This window comes from Leisingera thetidis (assembly GCF_025857195.1).
Lineage (GTDB): Bacteria > Pseudomonadota > Alphaproteobacteria > Rhodobacterales > Rhodobacteraceae > Leisingera > Leisingera thetidis.
In genome coordinates, this window is record NZ_CP109790.1 from 123,203 (window position 1) to 137,680 (window position 14,478).

Here is a 14,478-nt window from a genome sequence, read left to right on the forward strand (position 1 = left end):
AGGACCCGCAAAATGGATTCCATCGGTTTCGCACCGCATGACCACAGCAGCTGCATCCACGACTGCATCGCTGCGGTGGATGCCCATTGCCGCGCGGCGGGCCTGCAATTCACCCCGGTGCGCCGCCGCGTGCTGGAAATCCTGCTGCAGGAGCACCGCGCCCTTGGAGCGTATGAAATCCTCGACCGGCTGCGCGAAGAGGGCCTCGGCTCGCAGCCGCCCGTCGCCTACAGGGCGCTGGATTTCCTGGTGAAAAACGGCTTTGCCCACAAGATCGAGCGGCTGAACGCCTTTATCGCCTGCACCCACCCCGGCGAACATCACGCGCCGGTCTTCCTGATCTGCCGCGCCTGCGATGCGGTGGCCGAAGCGCAGCGCGAACCCACCCAGGGCCAGCTCGGCCAGGCCGCCCGCGACGCCGGGTTCGTGATCGAGCGCGCCGTGATCGAAGCCGAGGGCCTCTGCCCCAAATGCCGGCAGGCGGGCGCCGCATGAGCCTGATCTCGCTCGAAGGCCTGTCCGTCACCTATGGCGGCAACCGCGTGCTGTCCGGTGTCGATCTGGCCATCCGTCCCGGCGAGATCGTCACCGTGGTCGGTCCCAACGGCTCGGGCAAATCCACCCTGCTGCGCAGCGTAATCGGAGCGCTGAAACCCACGCAAGGCGCGATCAGGCGGGCGCCCGGCCTGCGCATCGGATATGTGCCGCAGAAACTGCACATCGACCCCACCCTGCCCTTGACCGTGCGCCGGTTCCTCAGCCTGCCTGCCCGCGTCAGCGATGCCCGCGCGGGCGAGGCGCTGGAGCAGGCGGGCGCCGGCAACCTTGCCGCGCGGCAGATGTCCGGCCTCTCCGGCGGCCAGTTCCAGCGGGTGCTGCTGGCCCGCGCGCTGCTGTGCGATCCGCAGCTGCTGATCCTGGACGAGGCCACCCAAGGGCTGGACCAGCCCGGCTCCGCCGCCTTTTACCAGCGCATCGAGAAAGTCCGCCAGGACCTCGGCTGCGCCGTTCTGATGGTCAGCCATGAGCTGCATGTGGTGATGGCGGCCTCTGACCGGGTGATCTGCCTCAACGGCCATGTCTGCTGCGAGGGCGCCCCCGAACATGTCGCCTCGGCGCCGGAATACCGCGCCCTGTTCGGCACCGGCACCCAGGGCGCCTTGGCGCTTTACCGGCACGAGCATAACCACAGCCATGACCATGACTGCGCCCACGACCACGGGCACCACCACGAGGCGGCCGAATGACCCTGCTTGACGATTTCCTGTTCCGCGCCGCGCTGGCCGGCATCGGCGTGGCGCTGGCCGCAGCTCCCTTGGGCTGTTTCGTGGTCTGGCGGCGGATGGCCTATTTCGGCGACGCCACGGCACATGCCTCGATCCTGGGCGTGGCGCTGGCGCTCAGCTTTGACGTCTCGGTCTTTGCCGGCGTGCTGGCCACGGCGCTGGCGATGGCCACCACCGTGTCGGCACTGGCAGGGCGCGGCTATGCGATGGACACGCTTCTGGGGGTGCTGGCGCACTCCTCGCTGGCGTTCGGCCTGGTCGCGGTCTCCTTCCTCTCAGGCGTGCGGATCGACCTGATGGCCTACCTCTTCGGGGATATCCTGGCCGTCGGGCGCGGCGACCTGGCGGTGATCTGGGGCGGCGCGGCGCTGGTGCTGGGGCTGTTGTGGTGGCGCTGGTCCGCCCTGCTGACCGCCACGCTGAACCCGGACCTGGCCCATGCCGCAGGCATCGATCCCCGGCGCGAGCAGATGGTGCTGACGCTGGCCCTTGCGCTGGTGGTCGCGGTTGCCATCAAGGTGGTCGGGGTGCTGCTGATTGCGGCGATGCTGCTGATCCCGGCCGCCGCCGCCCGCCCGTTTGCGGCAACACCGGAACGCATGGCCGCCATTGCCGCGCTGCTGGGGATGCTGGCCGCGGCCGGCGGGCTGCAGCTGGCCTTTCTGTTCGACACCCCGGCCGGGCCCAGCATCGTCTGCCTGGCGGCGGTCCTGTTTGCCGCCTCCAGCCTCGCGGGCCTGCTGCTGCAAACCCGCCGCCAGTAAGCGCCGCCGCGGCACACCGTGCAAGGCGGCCGCCCGTTGGCAGCCGCAGCCGGGGCCGCCGCTAGCTGCCGGTGCGCCGCAAATCCTTGCCGCTGGTCCATTTGCGGATGGCCTCGGACAGCTCCTGTTTGTTGATCGGCTTGCTCAGGAAGTCATCCATCCCCGCCTCCAGGCACTTCTCCCGGTGGGTGTTCAGCGCATTGGCCGTCAACGCCACAATCGGGCATTTTCCCCCGCCTGTTTCCGCCTCGATCCGGCGCATCTCGGCAGTGGCCTCGATCCCGTCCATTTCAGGCATCATCATGTCCATCAGCACGATATCCGGGCGCTCGGCCCGGAATTGCCTGACGGCCTCCACCCCGTTCCTGGCAATGCTGATCTGCAGCGGCGCATCCTTCAGCATCTTGGTGACGACAAGCTGGTTGGTGCGGTTGTCCTCCGCCAGCAGCACCTTCAGCAGCCGGCCGTCCGGCTGAAGGCCGGCGGCCGGGGCAGCCGCAGCCGCCGGCATATGCGGCGGGACGCTCAGCACCCGGCTGATCACCTGCCGCAGCTGCAGCGCCCGCACCGGCTTGAGAGCAAATTCACAGGCTCCGATGGACTCGCAGTCAGCCCGGCTCAGCGCGTGCTCGACCGAAGACAGGATGATGAGAGGCACGGTTTCAAAGCCCGGCATGGCACGGACCCGCGCCGCCAGTTCCCGCCCGTCCATGGCCGGCATCTGGTAATCCAGAAGAATGAAGTCGAACCGGCGCCCGTCGAGCTGCGCATCCGACAGGATCTCCAGCACCTCATGCGCCGTCGCGGCAGCCGTGCAGGCCACGCCCCAGGCGCTCAGCCGTTCCGACAGGATCACCCGGTTCAGCTCCAGGTCATCGACCAGCAGCGCGCTGAGACCGGCAAAGCTGACCGCGCGGTCCGCCGGAGCGGCAGCCACCTGCCCGCCGGCCTGCAGCGGCAGCTCGATGGTGAACACCGACCCCCTGCCCGGCTCCGACTGCGCCTGCACCGCGCCGCCCATCAGCTCCAGCAGCCGTGCCGAGATCGCCAGCCCCAGCCCGGTGCCCTCGAAATTGCGGGTGGCGGCATTGTCGGCCTGCTCGAAGGCGCGGAAGATCCGGCCGATCCGGTCCGGCTCGATGCCGATCCCGGTGTCGGTGACCCGCAGCGTCAGCAGGTGGCGGTCCTGCTGCCGGCGGCCGGTCACGTCGATGTAGACATAGCCCTCGCGGGTGAACTTGACGGCATTGCCGGCAATATTGGTGATCACCTGGCGGATCCGCCCGGCATCGCCATTGAACACTTCCGGCAGCGCGGGGTCATAGCGCATGGTGATCTCGACACCCTTCTCCGCCGCCTTCGGCGACATCAGGGTGACCACATCCTCCACCGCGGTCTGCAGGTTGAACGGCGCGCTGTTGAGCTCGATCTTGCCGGCCTCGATCTTGGAGAAGTTCAGGATGTCGTTGATGATCGTCAGCAGCGCCGAGCCGGACTTGGCGATGGTCTCCGCATACATCCGCTGGTCTTCGTCCAGCGGGGTTTCCTGCAGCAGTTCCGCCATGCCGATCACCCCGTTCATCGGGGTGCGGATCTCGTGGCTCATGTTGGCAAGGAAATCCGATTTGGCCCGGTTGGCAATGTCCGCCGCCTCGCGCGCCTGCTCCATTGCATATTCGCGCTCATCGCGCTCGGCAAAGGTCTCCTCCAGCACCCCGACCGAGAAATCCAGCGCCCGGAACTCCCGCGAGGCATACCAGGGCAGCGGCCGCAGCGGGCTGCGCAGGCCGGCAATCGCGTCCGACATCCGCTTGTGGATCCGCTGCAGCGGCCGCAGCGCCAGCACATGCACCAGCAGCAGCACCAGCAGCGACAGCGCCAGCACCGGCACCACCGTCCAGATGATGATCTGGCGCACCTTGGCCCGCACCAGCGCCTCGCCGTCGCGGGTCGACCACTCCACCACCATGGTGCCGAAAGCGGCGCCCTCCAGCTCGATCGGCCGCTCATAGATCACATGGCCGCCGTCCGCCGCCTGGTCGCCCGGCGCCTTGGCCGAGGCCAGGAGCTTGCCCGCCTGGCTGTGGATCTGGATCGACACGATCTTCGGGTTGCGGGTGACAGCTTCCGTCAGGCCGGTTTCCAGCACCGGCACATCCTCGACAATGATGGATTCCAGCATCATCCCGCTCAGCAGCGACACCGTGAGGTCCGCCTGTTCGGCCAGCTGCTCTTCCAGCCGCTGCACCTCCTGGCGCTGCGCCATATCGCCAACCGCGAATCCAACCGCCGAAGCCGCCAGCAGCAGCGACAGCACAATCTGGAAAAGGATGCCCGTTCGTTTCATGGCTTCAATGCAGAGCCTTAAAAGGCCAGGCTGCGCTCCATTGCCCGGCGGATAATGTCATAATCCTCATCGGAACCTTCCAGAAAGCCATTCTTGGAGATCCGGCGCACAATTTCTTCGTTTTCCGACGCCAGCATCACCTTGCGCATCGCTGCCAGCACGTTCTCCGGCATGTCCGATGCGGCCAGCCAGGGCTTGGTCACATTGTCAAAGGACGCGAGCACCCGGATCGGCACGCCCTTGGCCACCAGTTTCTTGTAGGTGCTTTCCTTCAGGGCGCCCGCGGTGTACTTGCCCGCGCCCACCGCCTCGCCGACCAGGTCATGGCGGCCGAGATAGGCGAAATCATGCAGATCGGCACTGCTGATGCCGGCGTCCAGCAGATATTCCTGCGCCAGATAGCGGCCGATCGTCGACAGCTCGTCGCCAAAGGCAAAGCTGAGCCCGGCCAGGTCCTCCACCGACTGCACGCTGCTGTCCTTGTGCACCACGATCACCCCTTTGAACCGCTTGGCGCCGTTCTTGGATTCCATCGCCACAATCCGGATCTCCGGGTTCTCTTTCATCACATGCACGTAGGAGGCCGGGCCGAAGCGGGCAAAATCCACCTCGCCGCTGGCCAGCTGGCGGATGCCTTCGCCGTATTCCTTGGCAATTTTCAGGCGGATCGAGACCGGCTCCCCCAGCTCCTCGCTCATCCGCCCGGACAGGAAGGCAAGGAAGGGCTGATACTTTTTGACCGTTACAGTAGGTTTATCCGCCGCATAGGTGCCGAAAACCAAATCGGTCCCGGCCTGGCCAAAGGCCGGAACAAGCACCGCCAGACCGGCGGCAAGCACCGCCGCCGGAGCGGCTGCCCGCAGTCGTTCCCGGAAAAGCTCAATGATACCAAAGGTCCACTCAAACAGTTTCACGGTTCTAGCCTCCTGACTGACATCGGCTGGCGGGCCGCTGCACCTCGTTACATGGCACATGGTTAAGAATACAATGTTAACGCACCTGCAATTCTCGGAAAAATTTTGCGGTTCTTTTATTGTTCACCCGCTATATTAACCATTCAGTAAGATTTTCGTAATCTTTTAGGCAAATTCGCCATAATTTAGAACTCCAGCTTCAACTGGTTCAACAGGAACTGCCGTGCAGAATACCACCTTGCCCTCCAGGACCCGCCGGTCCCTCCGCCGCTCAGCACAAACCCTTGTGCTCACATCGCTTTTATCAGCGCTTCCCGTTGCGGCCCTTGCCATTCCATCGCCGGAACTGGTAATCGGCTCGGTCTCTTCTCTGTCGCAGGTCCTGGCCGTGGGAATTGCCATGATTTCCGGCCTCGGCGCTGTCATTGCGGCAAAACTGGGTTTTACGCCCAAACCGGGCAACTCATCACGGCGCTACCCGGTCAAGCTGATATCCGTCCTGATCCTGGCGGCCATGGCACTGGCTGCCGGCAACTATTGGCAGTACTCCTCGCACAGCACTGCCGAGCTGGCAAGACTGCAGGCCACTTTGACGCGGCCGGCGCAGTTTGCCGGCACCAGCATCAAGGACGCCAGCCTCAAGGAGACCAGCTTCTCCAAGCAGGAAGATCACCCGCTGGCGATGAGCACCACCGACGCCGCGGCAGCGCTCGGGGACGGCTCCACCCTGTTCTATGACATCCGCGAAACCGGCGAGAACGCCATGGGCACCCTGCCCGGCGCCACCCATATCCGCTTCCCGGATTTCGTCCAGAGCCAGCCGGTGCAGCCGGGCCAGAAGGTCGTGCTGTTCTGCCACAACGGCAACCGCTCCTCGGAAACCTGCGCCAAGCTGGCAGCGATGGGCATCGACTGCAGCTTCATCGCCGGCGGTATCGAGAAATGGATCGTCGAGGGCCGCGCGTTCTCCGACACGGACGTGAAGACCCTCTCCGACCTGCGCGCCATCCCGGACTACCCGGGCAAGGACGTGCTGCTCAGCACCGATGATTTCAAGGCGCTGCTGACCACCGAGGACCTGCAGATCGTCGACACCCGCTATCCCGGCGACTTCGAGTCCGGCCACCTGCCCGGCGCCATCAACATCCCGATCCGCAAGATGACCACCGCCGACCTGATGGACCGCATCGCCGAACTGGACCCGGACAAGCCCACCATCGCCGCCTGCTATGACCGCCGCAGCTGCTTCATGAGCCAGGTGCTGGGGCTGGAACTGTCGCAGCAGGGCATCGATTTCCGCGGCCGCTACACCCTGCCCTGGGAGTATTTCATCGCGCCCAAGCCAAAGCCGCATGTGCAGGACTGGCTGGCCGAGCAGCAGACCGGCCTGTGGGACCGGGCAATCTCGGCCCTGGCCGCGGCCCTGCTGTGGGTGCATGAACGCAGCCATATCCTCTTGGGCCTGCTGGCGCTGTCCATCGTGACCCGCATCCTGGTGCTGCCCGTCGCCCTGAAATCCGAACGCGACCAGATCATCACCAACGAGACCGCGGACGAGATGAAGGCGCTGAAGGCGCGCCTTGCCCATGACCCGGTGCGCAAGGCGCGCGCGGTGCAGGCGTTCTACAAGGACAAGGGCCTGACCCCGATGAAGAACCTCACCGCGCTCTTGTTCCTGCCGGTGATGATGCTGGGCGTCTCTGCGGCACAAGAGGCCAGCGCCAGCCTGCAGACCCCGTTCCTGTGGATGGCCGATCTCGGCGCGCCCGATCCGCTGTTCATCCTGCCGGTGCTGTTCTGCGCCCTGGCCGCCGTCTACCTGTTGTGGGCCGTTGCCAAGACCAAGCGCCAGAAACTCTTGTGGATGGTGCTCGGCATGCCCGCCCTGTTTGCCATGGTGTTCACCCTGACAGCGGCGGCCAATGCCTACCTCTGCTTCAGCCTGACGCTGCTGCTGGTGCAGCGCGCCTATGTCACCGGCATGCACCGCCAGCTGGGCGAAGCGCTGTCGCTGCGCGCCCACAAGCGGCGGCTGGCCAAGCTGCCGCGCGGCGTGATCCCGATGGGCTACACCGAGGAACTGGCGCATGCCGGCAACAAGGCCCTGCGCCTGTCGATCCTGCGCAACGCCGGCCTGCCGGTGCCCGGCGGCGTCATCGTGCGCTCCGATGCGATCCACGACTACCGCGAAATGTCCGACACCAAAAAGGACGCCTTCGCCGCCAGGGTCTTTGCCCTCGCAGGCGGCAAACCGGTGGCCGTGCGTTCTTCCGCCAGCAACGAGGATGGCGCCGATCAAAGCTTTGCCGGCGTCTTTGAATCGGTGCTCGACGTCACCGCGGACAGCATCCGCGCCGCCCTGGACGAGGTAGTGACCAGTTTCTCCTCGGACCGCGCCGCCAGCTACTCCGGCGAGGGCGGCAGCACCGCCCAGGGCAATATCGTGGTGCAGGAGATGGTGCAGGCGGAATACGCCGGCGTGCTCTTCACCCAGGACCCGATGGCGCCCGGCATGGCCATGATCGAATGGGTCGAGGGCTGCGGCGAGGACCTGGTGTCCGGCCGCGTCACCCCCACCAGCTTGCGCTTTGGCCGCTACACCGGCCTGCCCGCGGCGGAAGATCAGGACCAGACACTCGACATGGCGCCGCTGCTGGCGCTTGGACGCCGGATCGAGGAGACCTTCGGCGCCCCGCAGGACGTGGAATGGGCCTATGCAAACGGTGAGTTCCAGATCGTGCAGAGCCGCGACATCACCACCCTGTCGCTGGGTACGGAGCAGGAACAGACCCGTCTGGCCGAATGGCGCGGCCTGCTGGACCGCTACGCGGACGCAGACCCGGATCAGACCATCCTCGAACAGGACGAAATGTCAGAGGTGCTGCCCCGCCCCACCCCGCTCTCCTTCTCGCTGATGAGCGAGCTGTGGGCGCCGGGCGGCAGCGTCGACCTGGCCTGCCGCGAGCTCGGCGTGCCCTACGGCCTGCCCGAGGGCCGCGACGGCCATCTGGTCAACCTGTTCGGCAAGACCTATGTCGATGTGGCACTGAAACAGGGCATGACCCTGAAACTCAGCGCTGCCAAGGCCAAGCAGCTGCGCCGGCAGGCGCATCCGATGATCACCCGCTTCCGGGCGGAGGTGATGCCGGAGCTGCGCAACAAGCTCGCGGTCTGGAAAGCGGTGGATTACGCCGCCCTGCCCCAGGACAAGCTCTTGGAGGCGATCTCCACTCTCAAGGAGATGTTCATCCGCGACGTCTATCTGGAAGCGGAAAAGATCAACATCCTGGCAGGCTTCACCATGGGCGAGGCGGGCACCGCTGCGGCCGGCGATCCGGCCCTGCGCGCGCACCTGATGCACGCGGAACTGCCGAACGCGCCCTCCAGCCTGCTGGCCTCCTGCACCGGCAAAACCGCCGAGGCCCGCGCCCTGCAGCTGATGGGCCACCGCTCGATCTTCGACTACGAGCTCAGCTCGCCGCGCTACGCGGAGGCGCCGTCGCTGCTCAACTCCCTGCTCGGCAGCGCGGTGGAGCCGATCGGCACCGTGCCGGTCCCGGCCAACCTGCCGGATGAGCTGGACGATACCATCGGCATCGCCATCGCCTATCAGGACCTCAAGGAACAGGCCAAGCACGAGGCCCTGCGCGTCGTCGCCGAACTGCGCCGCGCCCTCTTGGCCCTGGGCCGGACCAGCGGGCTGGAGGATCTGGTGTTCAGCCTGACCTTCGACGAGGTGCTGTCCGGCAACTGGCAGGACCCTGCCGCCCTGCGCGATCTGGCAGAGGCGCGCGCCGCAAAAGAGGCGCTGCGCAAGAAATCCGCGCCCTCCGCGGTCACCCTCAGCTTGCGCGACTGCGAGCTGCTGTCGCTCGGCGCCCAGGCGCAGGCAGGCGATGGCACCATGGGCGGCACCTGCGTCGCGGGCAGCGGCAGCGCCACCGCCCGGGTGTTCTGGATGGAGGACGACAGCGAGATCGACCCGGCGGCATTCGCCGATTTCCAGGACGGCGACATCCTGGTCTGCCGGATGGTCAACCCGGCCTGGCTGCCTTACGTCCAGCGCTCCGGCGCGGTGCTCAGCGAGGTCGGCGGCTGGCTCAGCCACATGGCCATCGTCGCCCGCGAAAAGGACGTGCTGATGCTGGTCGCCTGCAAGGGGCTCGACAGCCTGAGCCACGGCGCGCAGGTGACCGTCAGCGAAGACGGCTCCATCCAGCCGCTGGAGGAAAAGGGCCTCAAGGTGGTTTCCGCCTGATCCAAGCAGCACCGAAAGCATAAGCCCCCGCGCCACAAGGCAGCGGGGGCTTTTTTAACCTTATTGTCTGGCCGCAGGCCGGGCAGCGCCCGACCCTCCCCCCGGGAGGGCGCTTTGCAACCTCCCGGCATACGCACCGTTGTTTCTGTTGTTGGGATTTTCCCCATTTGATGGGTCTCCAATGCCCTCCCAGGCTCGGGCGCTGCCCTCTCCGCCTCACCTCTTGCATCCATGACAAAGATTGCCATATTCTGTCCCAGCGAAAGGAGCCCGCCCATGGCCACCATGAACGTCTCCCTGCCGGACCAGATGAAAACTTGGGTCGAGGAACAGGCCCGCGCCGGCACCTATGCCAATTCCAGCGACTACGTCCGCGACCTGATCCGCCGCGACCAGGCCCGCGCCGCCGCCATTGGCGAGCTGCAAGCCGCCATCGATGCAGGCCTCGCCAGCGGCCCGGCAGAGGCGCTGACAGCCGAAGGTTTCAAGGCCACCATGCGCCGCAATGGCTGAACCGCGCTGGCGGATCCGCCCCGCCGCCCGCGCCGACCTCGCCGCGATCTGGCGCTATGGCACTGAGACCTGGGGCGAGGCACAGGCGGATGCCTATGCCGACAGCCTGTTTGCCCTGTTCGACCTGCTCGCGGATGTCCCGGAACTGGCCCGCGAACGCCCCGAGTTCACACCCCCGGTCCGCATCCACCCCACGGGCGCGCATCTGGTGATCTACCGGCTGGAGCAGGGACGCCCCGACATCCTCCGCATCCTGCACGCCCGCCAGGATCTCATGGCTTATCTCTCCGAACAGACCCGCACATAACAGCCGTTCCGCCCTTGCCATTTTCCGCACATCTGCTCTGATGCGGCGCATGGACCCGCATCTCGACCCCAAACAGACCGCCCGGCTGATCCAGCACCTCAAGGACCGGATGGAGCAGCTGCCGCCCAAGCTGAAGACGGCGGCAAAATACGTGATCGACAACCCCGGCGACTTCGGCCTCGACACGGTGCGGGTGTCGGCCCGGAAAACCGGCATCAGCGCCAACGGATTTGTCCGCCTCGCCCAGCATCTGGGCTATGACAGCTTTGAATCCTTCCGCGCCCCCTTCCGCGCCGCCCTCACCACCCAGCGCGACGCGGATCTCGGCCAGGACTGGCTGGACCGCATGGCGGATCAAGGCCCGGCAAGCGCGCTGCAGGCCGCTGCCGCCCGCAACCAGATCAACATCACCTCGCGATCGCTGCGGCTGATGACAGCGGAACGGACGCAAGCCATTGTCGATGCACTGTTGTCCGCCCGCCGCAGCTATGTCACCGCCACCCGCTCCTCATATGCACTGGCCTATTATTTCCATTACGTGGGCCGCATGGCGCTGCCTTCGCTGGAACTGGTCCCCCGCCACATGGGCGCCGCTCTGGATGACCTGCTGGACATTGGCCCCGATGACTGCCTGATCGCCCTCACCTTCGCCCCCTACTCCGCCGGCACCATCCAGGCGCTGCGGCTTGCCGGCGCGCGCGGCGCAAGGGTGATCCTGATCTCCGACAGCGAGGTCATCGCCCCCGGCCTCCGCACCGACCACGTTCTGGCGGTCGCTGCCGGCTCGCTGCATCCCTTCGGCGCCGTCGGAGGCGCCATGGCGGTGCTGGAATGCCTGCTCACCCATCTGATTGCAGCCGGCGGCGAGGACGCGCTCAGCCGGATCGCCGCCTATGACGCCCTGCGCCAGGACAGTGGCGCCTATTGGAGCGGCCCGAAACTGCCGCGGGCGGGGGGGTGACCCCGCTTCATACATCCCCGTCAATGAACGGGTTCTGCGCCTCGTACTCGTCCCGCGTGACCCGCTTGTGGCTGCCCTCCAGCCGCAGCGCCGCCATCGCCCGGTCGGCATAGATCTCCGACCTGAGCGGCCAGCCCAAGGCGGCATCGAACAGGCCCGGCATCAGGTCATAAGGCGCGCCTTCCTCATCCACATCCCGCATCCACAGATGCGAGCCGCAGGTGCTGCAGAACGCCCGCTCGGCAAAGGCGGTGGAGTGATAGCGCACAGCCGGCCCCTCCACCGTCACCGCCTCCGCGGCCGCCTCGAAACACAGGAACAGCCCGCCGGTCCAGCGCTGGCACAGCCGGCAATGGCAGGCGCCTGCGCGCGGATCATGCGCCCCCTCAACCCGGATTTTCACAGCGCCGCACAAACAGCGGCCTTCCAGAACGTCACCCATCACGGACCTCCTTGCCGACAAGGCAAGGTTACAGCAATTCGGGTCCCAAGGGGAGATTTCGCCCGATCAGAGCCGCAGATCGGCCTCGTCAGGCGCCAGCACGTATTTCAGGTCATAGACCAGCGCGCCCTTGCCCCCCAGGGCCCGGATTGCCGCCGCCCCCATCCCGCGGAACTCGGAATGCGCCACTGCCAGAACCACCCCGGCATAGGCCCCCTGCCCCGGCTGCTGCACCAGCGTCAGGCCGTATTCCGCCCGCGCCTCCTCCGGGTCCGCATGGGGATCAAACACATCCACCGCAACCCCGTATTCCTGCAGGCTGCGCACCACGTCGATCACCCGCGTGTTGCGCAAATCCGGGCAGTTCTCCTTGAACGTCAGCCCCATCACCAGCACCCGCGCGCCCGCCACCGGCAGGCCGCGCTTCAGCATCGCCTTGACCATCTCGCCCGCAACATAGGCGCCCATGCCGTCATTCAGCCGCCGCCCGGCCAGCAGGATCTCCGGATGATAGCCCAGCTGTTCCGCCTTGTGGGTCAGGTAATAGGGATCCACCCCGATGCAGTGCCCGCCCACCAGCCCGGGCCGGAACGGCAGGAAATTCCATTTGGTTCCAGCGGCTTCCAGCACCGCCTCGGTGTCGATCCCCATCCGGTTGAAGATCTTGGCCAGCTCGTTGACCAGCGCGATGTTGATGTCCCGCTGGCTGTTCTCGATCACCTTGGCGGCCTCCGCCACCCGGATGCTTCCGGCCTTGTGGGTGCCCGCCGCCACCACCTCGCGGTACAGCGCATCGACCCGTTCCGCCACCTCCGGCGTCGAGCCCGACGTCACCTTGACGATATCCGCCAGCCGCCGCGCCTTGTCGCCGGGATTGATCCGCTCCGGGCTGTAGCCGGCAAAGAAATCCCGGTTGAAACGGAGCCCCGAACGCGCCTCCAGCAGCGGCACGCAGTCTTCCTCGGTGGCGCCGGGATAGACGGTGGATTCATAGATCACCAGATCGCCCGGTTTCAGCACCCCGCCGACAATCGCCGAGGCCGCCAGCAGCGGGCTCAGGTCCGGGCGGTGGCTGGCATCCACCGGCGTCGGCACGGTGACGATGTAGATCGAGCACTCCGCAATCTCTGCGGGGTCCGAGGTGAAGCGCAGGAACTCCGCCGCCGCCAGCTCCTGGCGGTCCAGCTCGCGGGTGCGGTCCTCGCCCCGGCGCAGCCCGGCGATGCGGCCCGGATCGATGTCGAACCCGACGACCTCCCGGTGCCGCCCGAAGGCCGCCGCCAAGGGCAGCCCCACGTAGCCAAGGCCGATGACACAGATCTTGTCCTGCACGCCGCTCATTCCGGGCCGCTCCTTGTTCCTGCGGGCCTGGTCACGCCAAGCCCCCTGCCCGCCCACATAAGCCCCTGCCCCCAAGAGGTTCAACCGCAGGGGCGCAGTTTCGGCCTCACGCCTCGACAACAATGGCGGAGACCCCGCCATCCACATCGCGGCAGGCGGCCAGCAGCCGCGGCATCAGGTGCGACATCACATAATTGGCATGGAACCGGCTCGGCGCCGTCAGCACCAGCCGCCCCCCGGCCCGGCCGCCACGCTCCAGGCCCTGGATCCAGGACGCATAATTCGCCGGGTCCTCCGCATGCAGCACCGCCTTGGCCAGGCTCCATTCGCTGCCGTCCGAGACATCCGGCGCAGGCGGTGCCGCGCCGGGGCGCAACGGCACCACATTCGGCGCGGGCGCGTCACTGCTCTGCATCCGGTGTTCGAAATCCGGCCCCACCGCGCCCCAGCGGTCCTGCGTATCCGCCAGCAGCCGTTCCAGATCGATGCCGTATTCGGTGACCCGCCCGCGGGCGCCCTGGCGTTTCACCACCAGCCAGCCCATGCCGCGCAGCTTGGCCATCTCGCGCTTGACCGTGCGCTCATCCACATCCCACAGCCGGGCAATCTCGCGCTGCCCGACCGCCAGCTCATCGCGCGGCCAGTTGTAGCGGGCGGTCATCAGTGTCATGAACCGCAGCACCAGCTTCTGCGCCCCCTTGCCCTGGCCAAGCGCATAGGCCCCCATCGCCGTGAGGATGTCATACTTCAATGCAGAGGCGTTGCGCCCCGCAGGCCGTTTGGCAAGCATTGCTGCCCCCGTTTCTTCCTCCCCTGCCTGTCCAGGCCGGGATATGCTGCCTCAAGTGGGTCCAGCGGGTTTCACCGGAACCTGCGCTGGCCGGTTTAGCTCCGAACTCAACGCTATTCGTTTGTTGTATCTGATTTGCGTCCGGAATTCCGATTCTGTCAAGCGCCGGCGGGAATTGAATTCAGACCCAATCCCTTTTTCGAAAGAAAAATCGGTATCAATGGTATGGGGGGACATCCTGTCTGTCCCCTATTTCGCCGGAAATGTCCCCCAATCTGCTGTGTCCGGGGCCGGAGTGTCCCCCTAAATCTGGCCTGCGGACACCAGAAAAATCCAATGAAACGAATCGTTTGGCGGGCGCCTCCCGAATCGGTTCCGCCCTTGTTTCATTGGGCCATCTGCAGATGTGTCCCCGCGGGGACAGGACGCTGATCCCAACCATATTTGCTTTTGCGTTTTTTGCAAATCCGGCGTAAATGAATATTGAGGCTGAATTAGCGTCCGCAAGAAATGGGCGCTGTCAAAAACAACACCGTGTGAGGCTAAGGAGCAGTG

Annotated in this window: 12 protein-coding genes; 7 read left to right on the top strand and 5 right to left on the bottom strand. The window is 66.1% G+C overall.

Annotated features, from left to right (window positions below; genetic code table 11):
* The first annotated feature begins 12 nt into the window (after window positions 1–12).
* From OKQ63_RS24350 to OKQ63_RS24360, 3 genes are read left to right on the top strand one after another with little or no spacing between them, the layout of a single operon-like run.
* Window positions 13–495 carry a Fur family transcriptional regulator gene (locus tag OKQ63_RS24350; protein WP_264214467.1) on the top strand — a complete coding sequence of 161 codons (483 nt, stop codon included), beginning with the start codon at window positions 13–15 and terminating at the stop codon, window positions 493–495.
* A complete protein-coding gene (znuC, locus tag OKQ63_RS24355) occupies window positions 492–1,247 on the top strand; it encodes a zinc ABC transporter ATP-binding protein ZnuC (protein ID WP_264214468.1) in 756 nt (251 codons plus the stop codon). The genes OKQ63_RS24350 and znuC overlap by 4 nt, the downstream gene beginning before the upstream one ends.
* A complete protein-coding gene (locus tag OKQ63_RS24360) occupies window positions 1,244–2,050 on the top strand; it encodes a metal ABC transporter permease (protein WP_264214469.1) in 807 nt (268 codons plus the stop codon). The genes znuC and OKQ63_RS24360 overlap by 4 nt, the downstream gene beginning before the upstream one ends.
* A 61-nt stretch (window positions 2,051–2,111) precedes the next feature.
* Here the strand turns inward: OKQ63_RS24360 and OKQ63_RS24365 are convergent, their stop codons facing one another.
* Together OKQ63_RS24365 and OKQ63_RS24370 are read right to left on the bottom strand one after the other, a co-directional pair.
* Entirely contained in the window at window positions 2,112–4,397 is a 2,286-nt protein-coding gene (locus OKQ63_RS24365) for a response regulator (RefSeq protein ID WP_264214470.1), read from the bottom strand.
* Window positions 4,398–4,414: 17 nt separating this feature from the next.
* Window positions 4,415–5,311, bottom strand: coding sequence for a PhnD/SsuA/transferrin family substrate-binding protein (locus tag OKQ63_RS24370; RefSeq protein ID WP_264214471.1), 897 nt, complete (start codon window positions 5,309–5,311; stop codon window positions 4,415–4,417).
* A 400-nt stretch (window positions 5,312–5,711) separates the two neighbouring features.
* Between OKQ63_RS24370 and OKQ63_RS24375 the strand changes: the two genes are divergently transcribed.
* The 4 genes from OKQ63_RS24375 (at window position 5,712) to OKQ63_RS24390 (ending at window position 11,350) form a co-directional block, all read left to right on the top strand.
* Entirely contained in the window at window positions 5,712–9,569 is a 3,858-nt protein-coding gene (locus OKQ63_RS24375) for a PEP/pyruvate-binding domain-containing protein (RefSeq protein ID WP_264214472.1), read from the top strand.
* Between the two features lie 276 nt (window positions 9,570–9,845).
* A complete protein-coding gene (locus OKQ63_RS24380; protein WP_264214473.1) occupies window positions 9,846–10,082 on the top strand; it encodes a type II toxin-antitoxin system ParD family antitoxin in 237 nt (78 codons plus the stop codon).
* Window positions 10,075–10,389: a type II toxin-antitoxin system RelE/ParE family toxin gene (locus OKQ63_RS24385; RefSeq protein WP_264214474.1), complete on the top strand. Its 315-nt coding sequence runs from the start codon at window positions 10,075–10,077 to the stop codon at window positions 10,387–10,389. The genes OKQ63_RS24380 and OKQ63_RS24385 overlap by 8 nt, the downstream gene beginning before the upstream one ends.
* Before the next feature lie 49 nt (window positions 10,390–10,438).
* Window positions 10,439–11,350 (top strand): MurR/RpiR family transcriptional regulator, encoded by a 912-nt coding sequence (locus tag OKQ63_RS24390; protein ID WP_264214475.1) that lies wholly within the window; start codon window positions 10,439–10,441, stop codon window positions 11,348–11,350.
* A 7-nt stretch (window positions 11,351–11,357) separates the two neighbouring features.
* Here the strand turns inward: OKQ63_RS24390 and OKQ63_RS24395 are convergent, their stop codons facing one another.
* The 3 genes from OKQ63_RS24395 to OKQ63_RS24405 all read right to left on the bottom strand — a co-directional run bounded on the left by OKQ63_RS24395 (window position 11,358) and on the right by OKQ63_RS24405 (window position 13,923).
* Window positions 11,358–11,792, bottom strand: coding sequence for a GFA family protein (locus tag OKQ63_RS24395; RefSeq protein ID WP_264214476.1), 435 nt, complete (start codon window positions 11,790–11,792; stop codon window positions 11,358–11,360).
* A gap of 66 nt (window positions 11,793–11,858) precedes the next feature.
* Window positions 11,859–13,133 carry a Vi polysaccharide biosynthesis UDP-N-acetylglucosamine C-6 dehydrogenase TviB gene (tviB, locus tag OKQ63_RS24400; protein ID WP_264214477.1) on the bottom strand — a complete coding sequence of 425 codons (1,275 nt, stop codon included), beginning with the start codon at window positions 13,131–13,133 and terminating at the stop codon, window positions 11,859–11,861.
* A 106-nt stretch (window positions 13,134–13,239) separates the two neighbouring features.
* The gene (locus tag OKQ63_RS24405; protein ID WP_264214478.1) at window positions 13,240–13,923 is read right to left on the bottom strand and encodes a DnaA N-terminal domain-containing protein; all 684 of its coding nucleotides are present in this window, start codon (window positions 13,921–13,923) and stop codon (window positions 13,240–13,242) included.
* Window positions 13,924–14,478 lie beyond the last annotated feature (555 nt).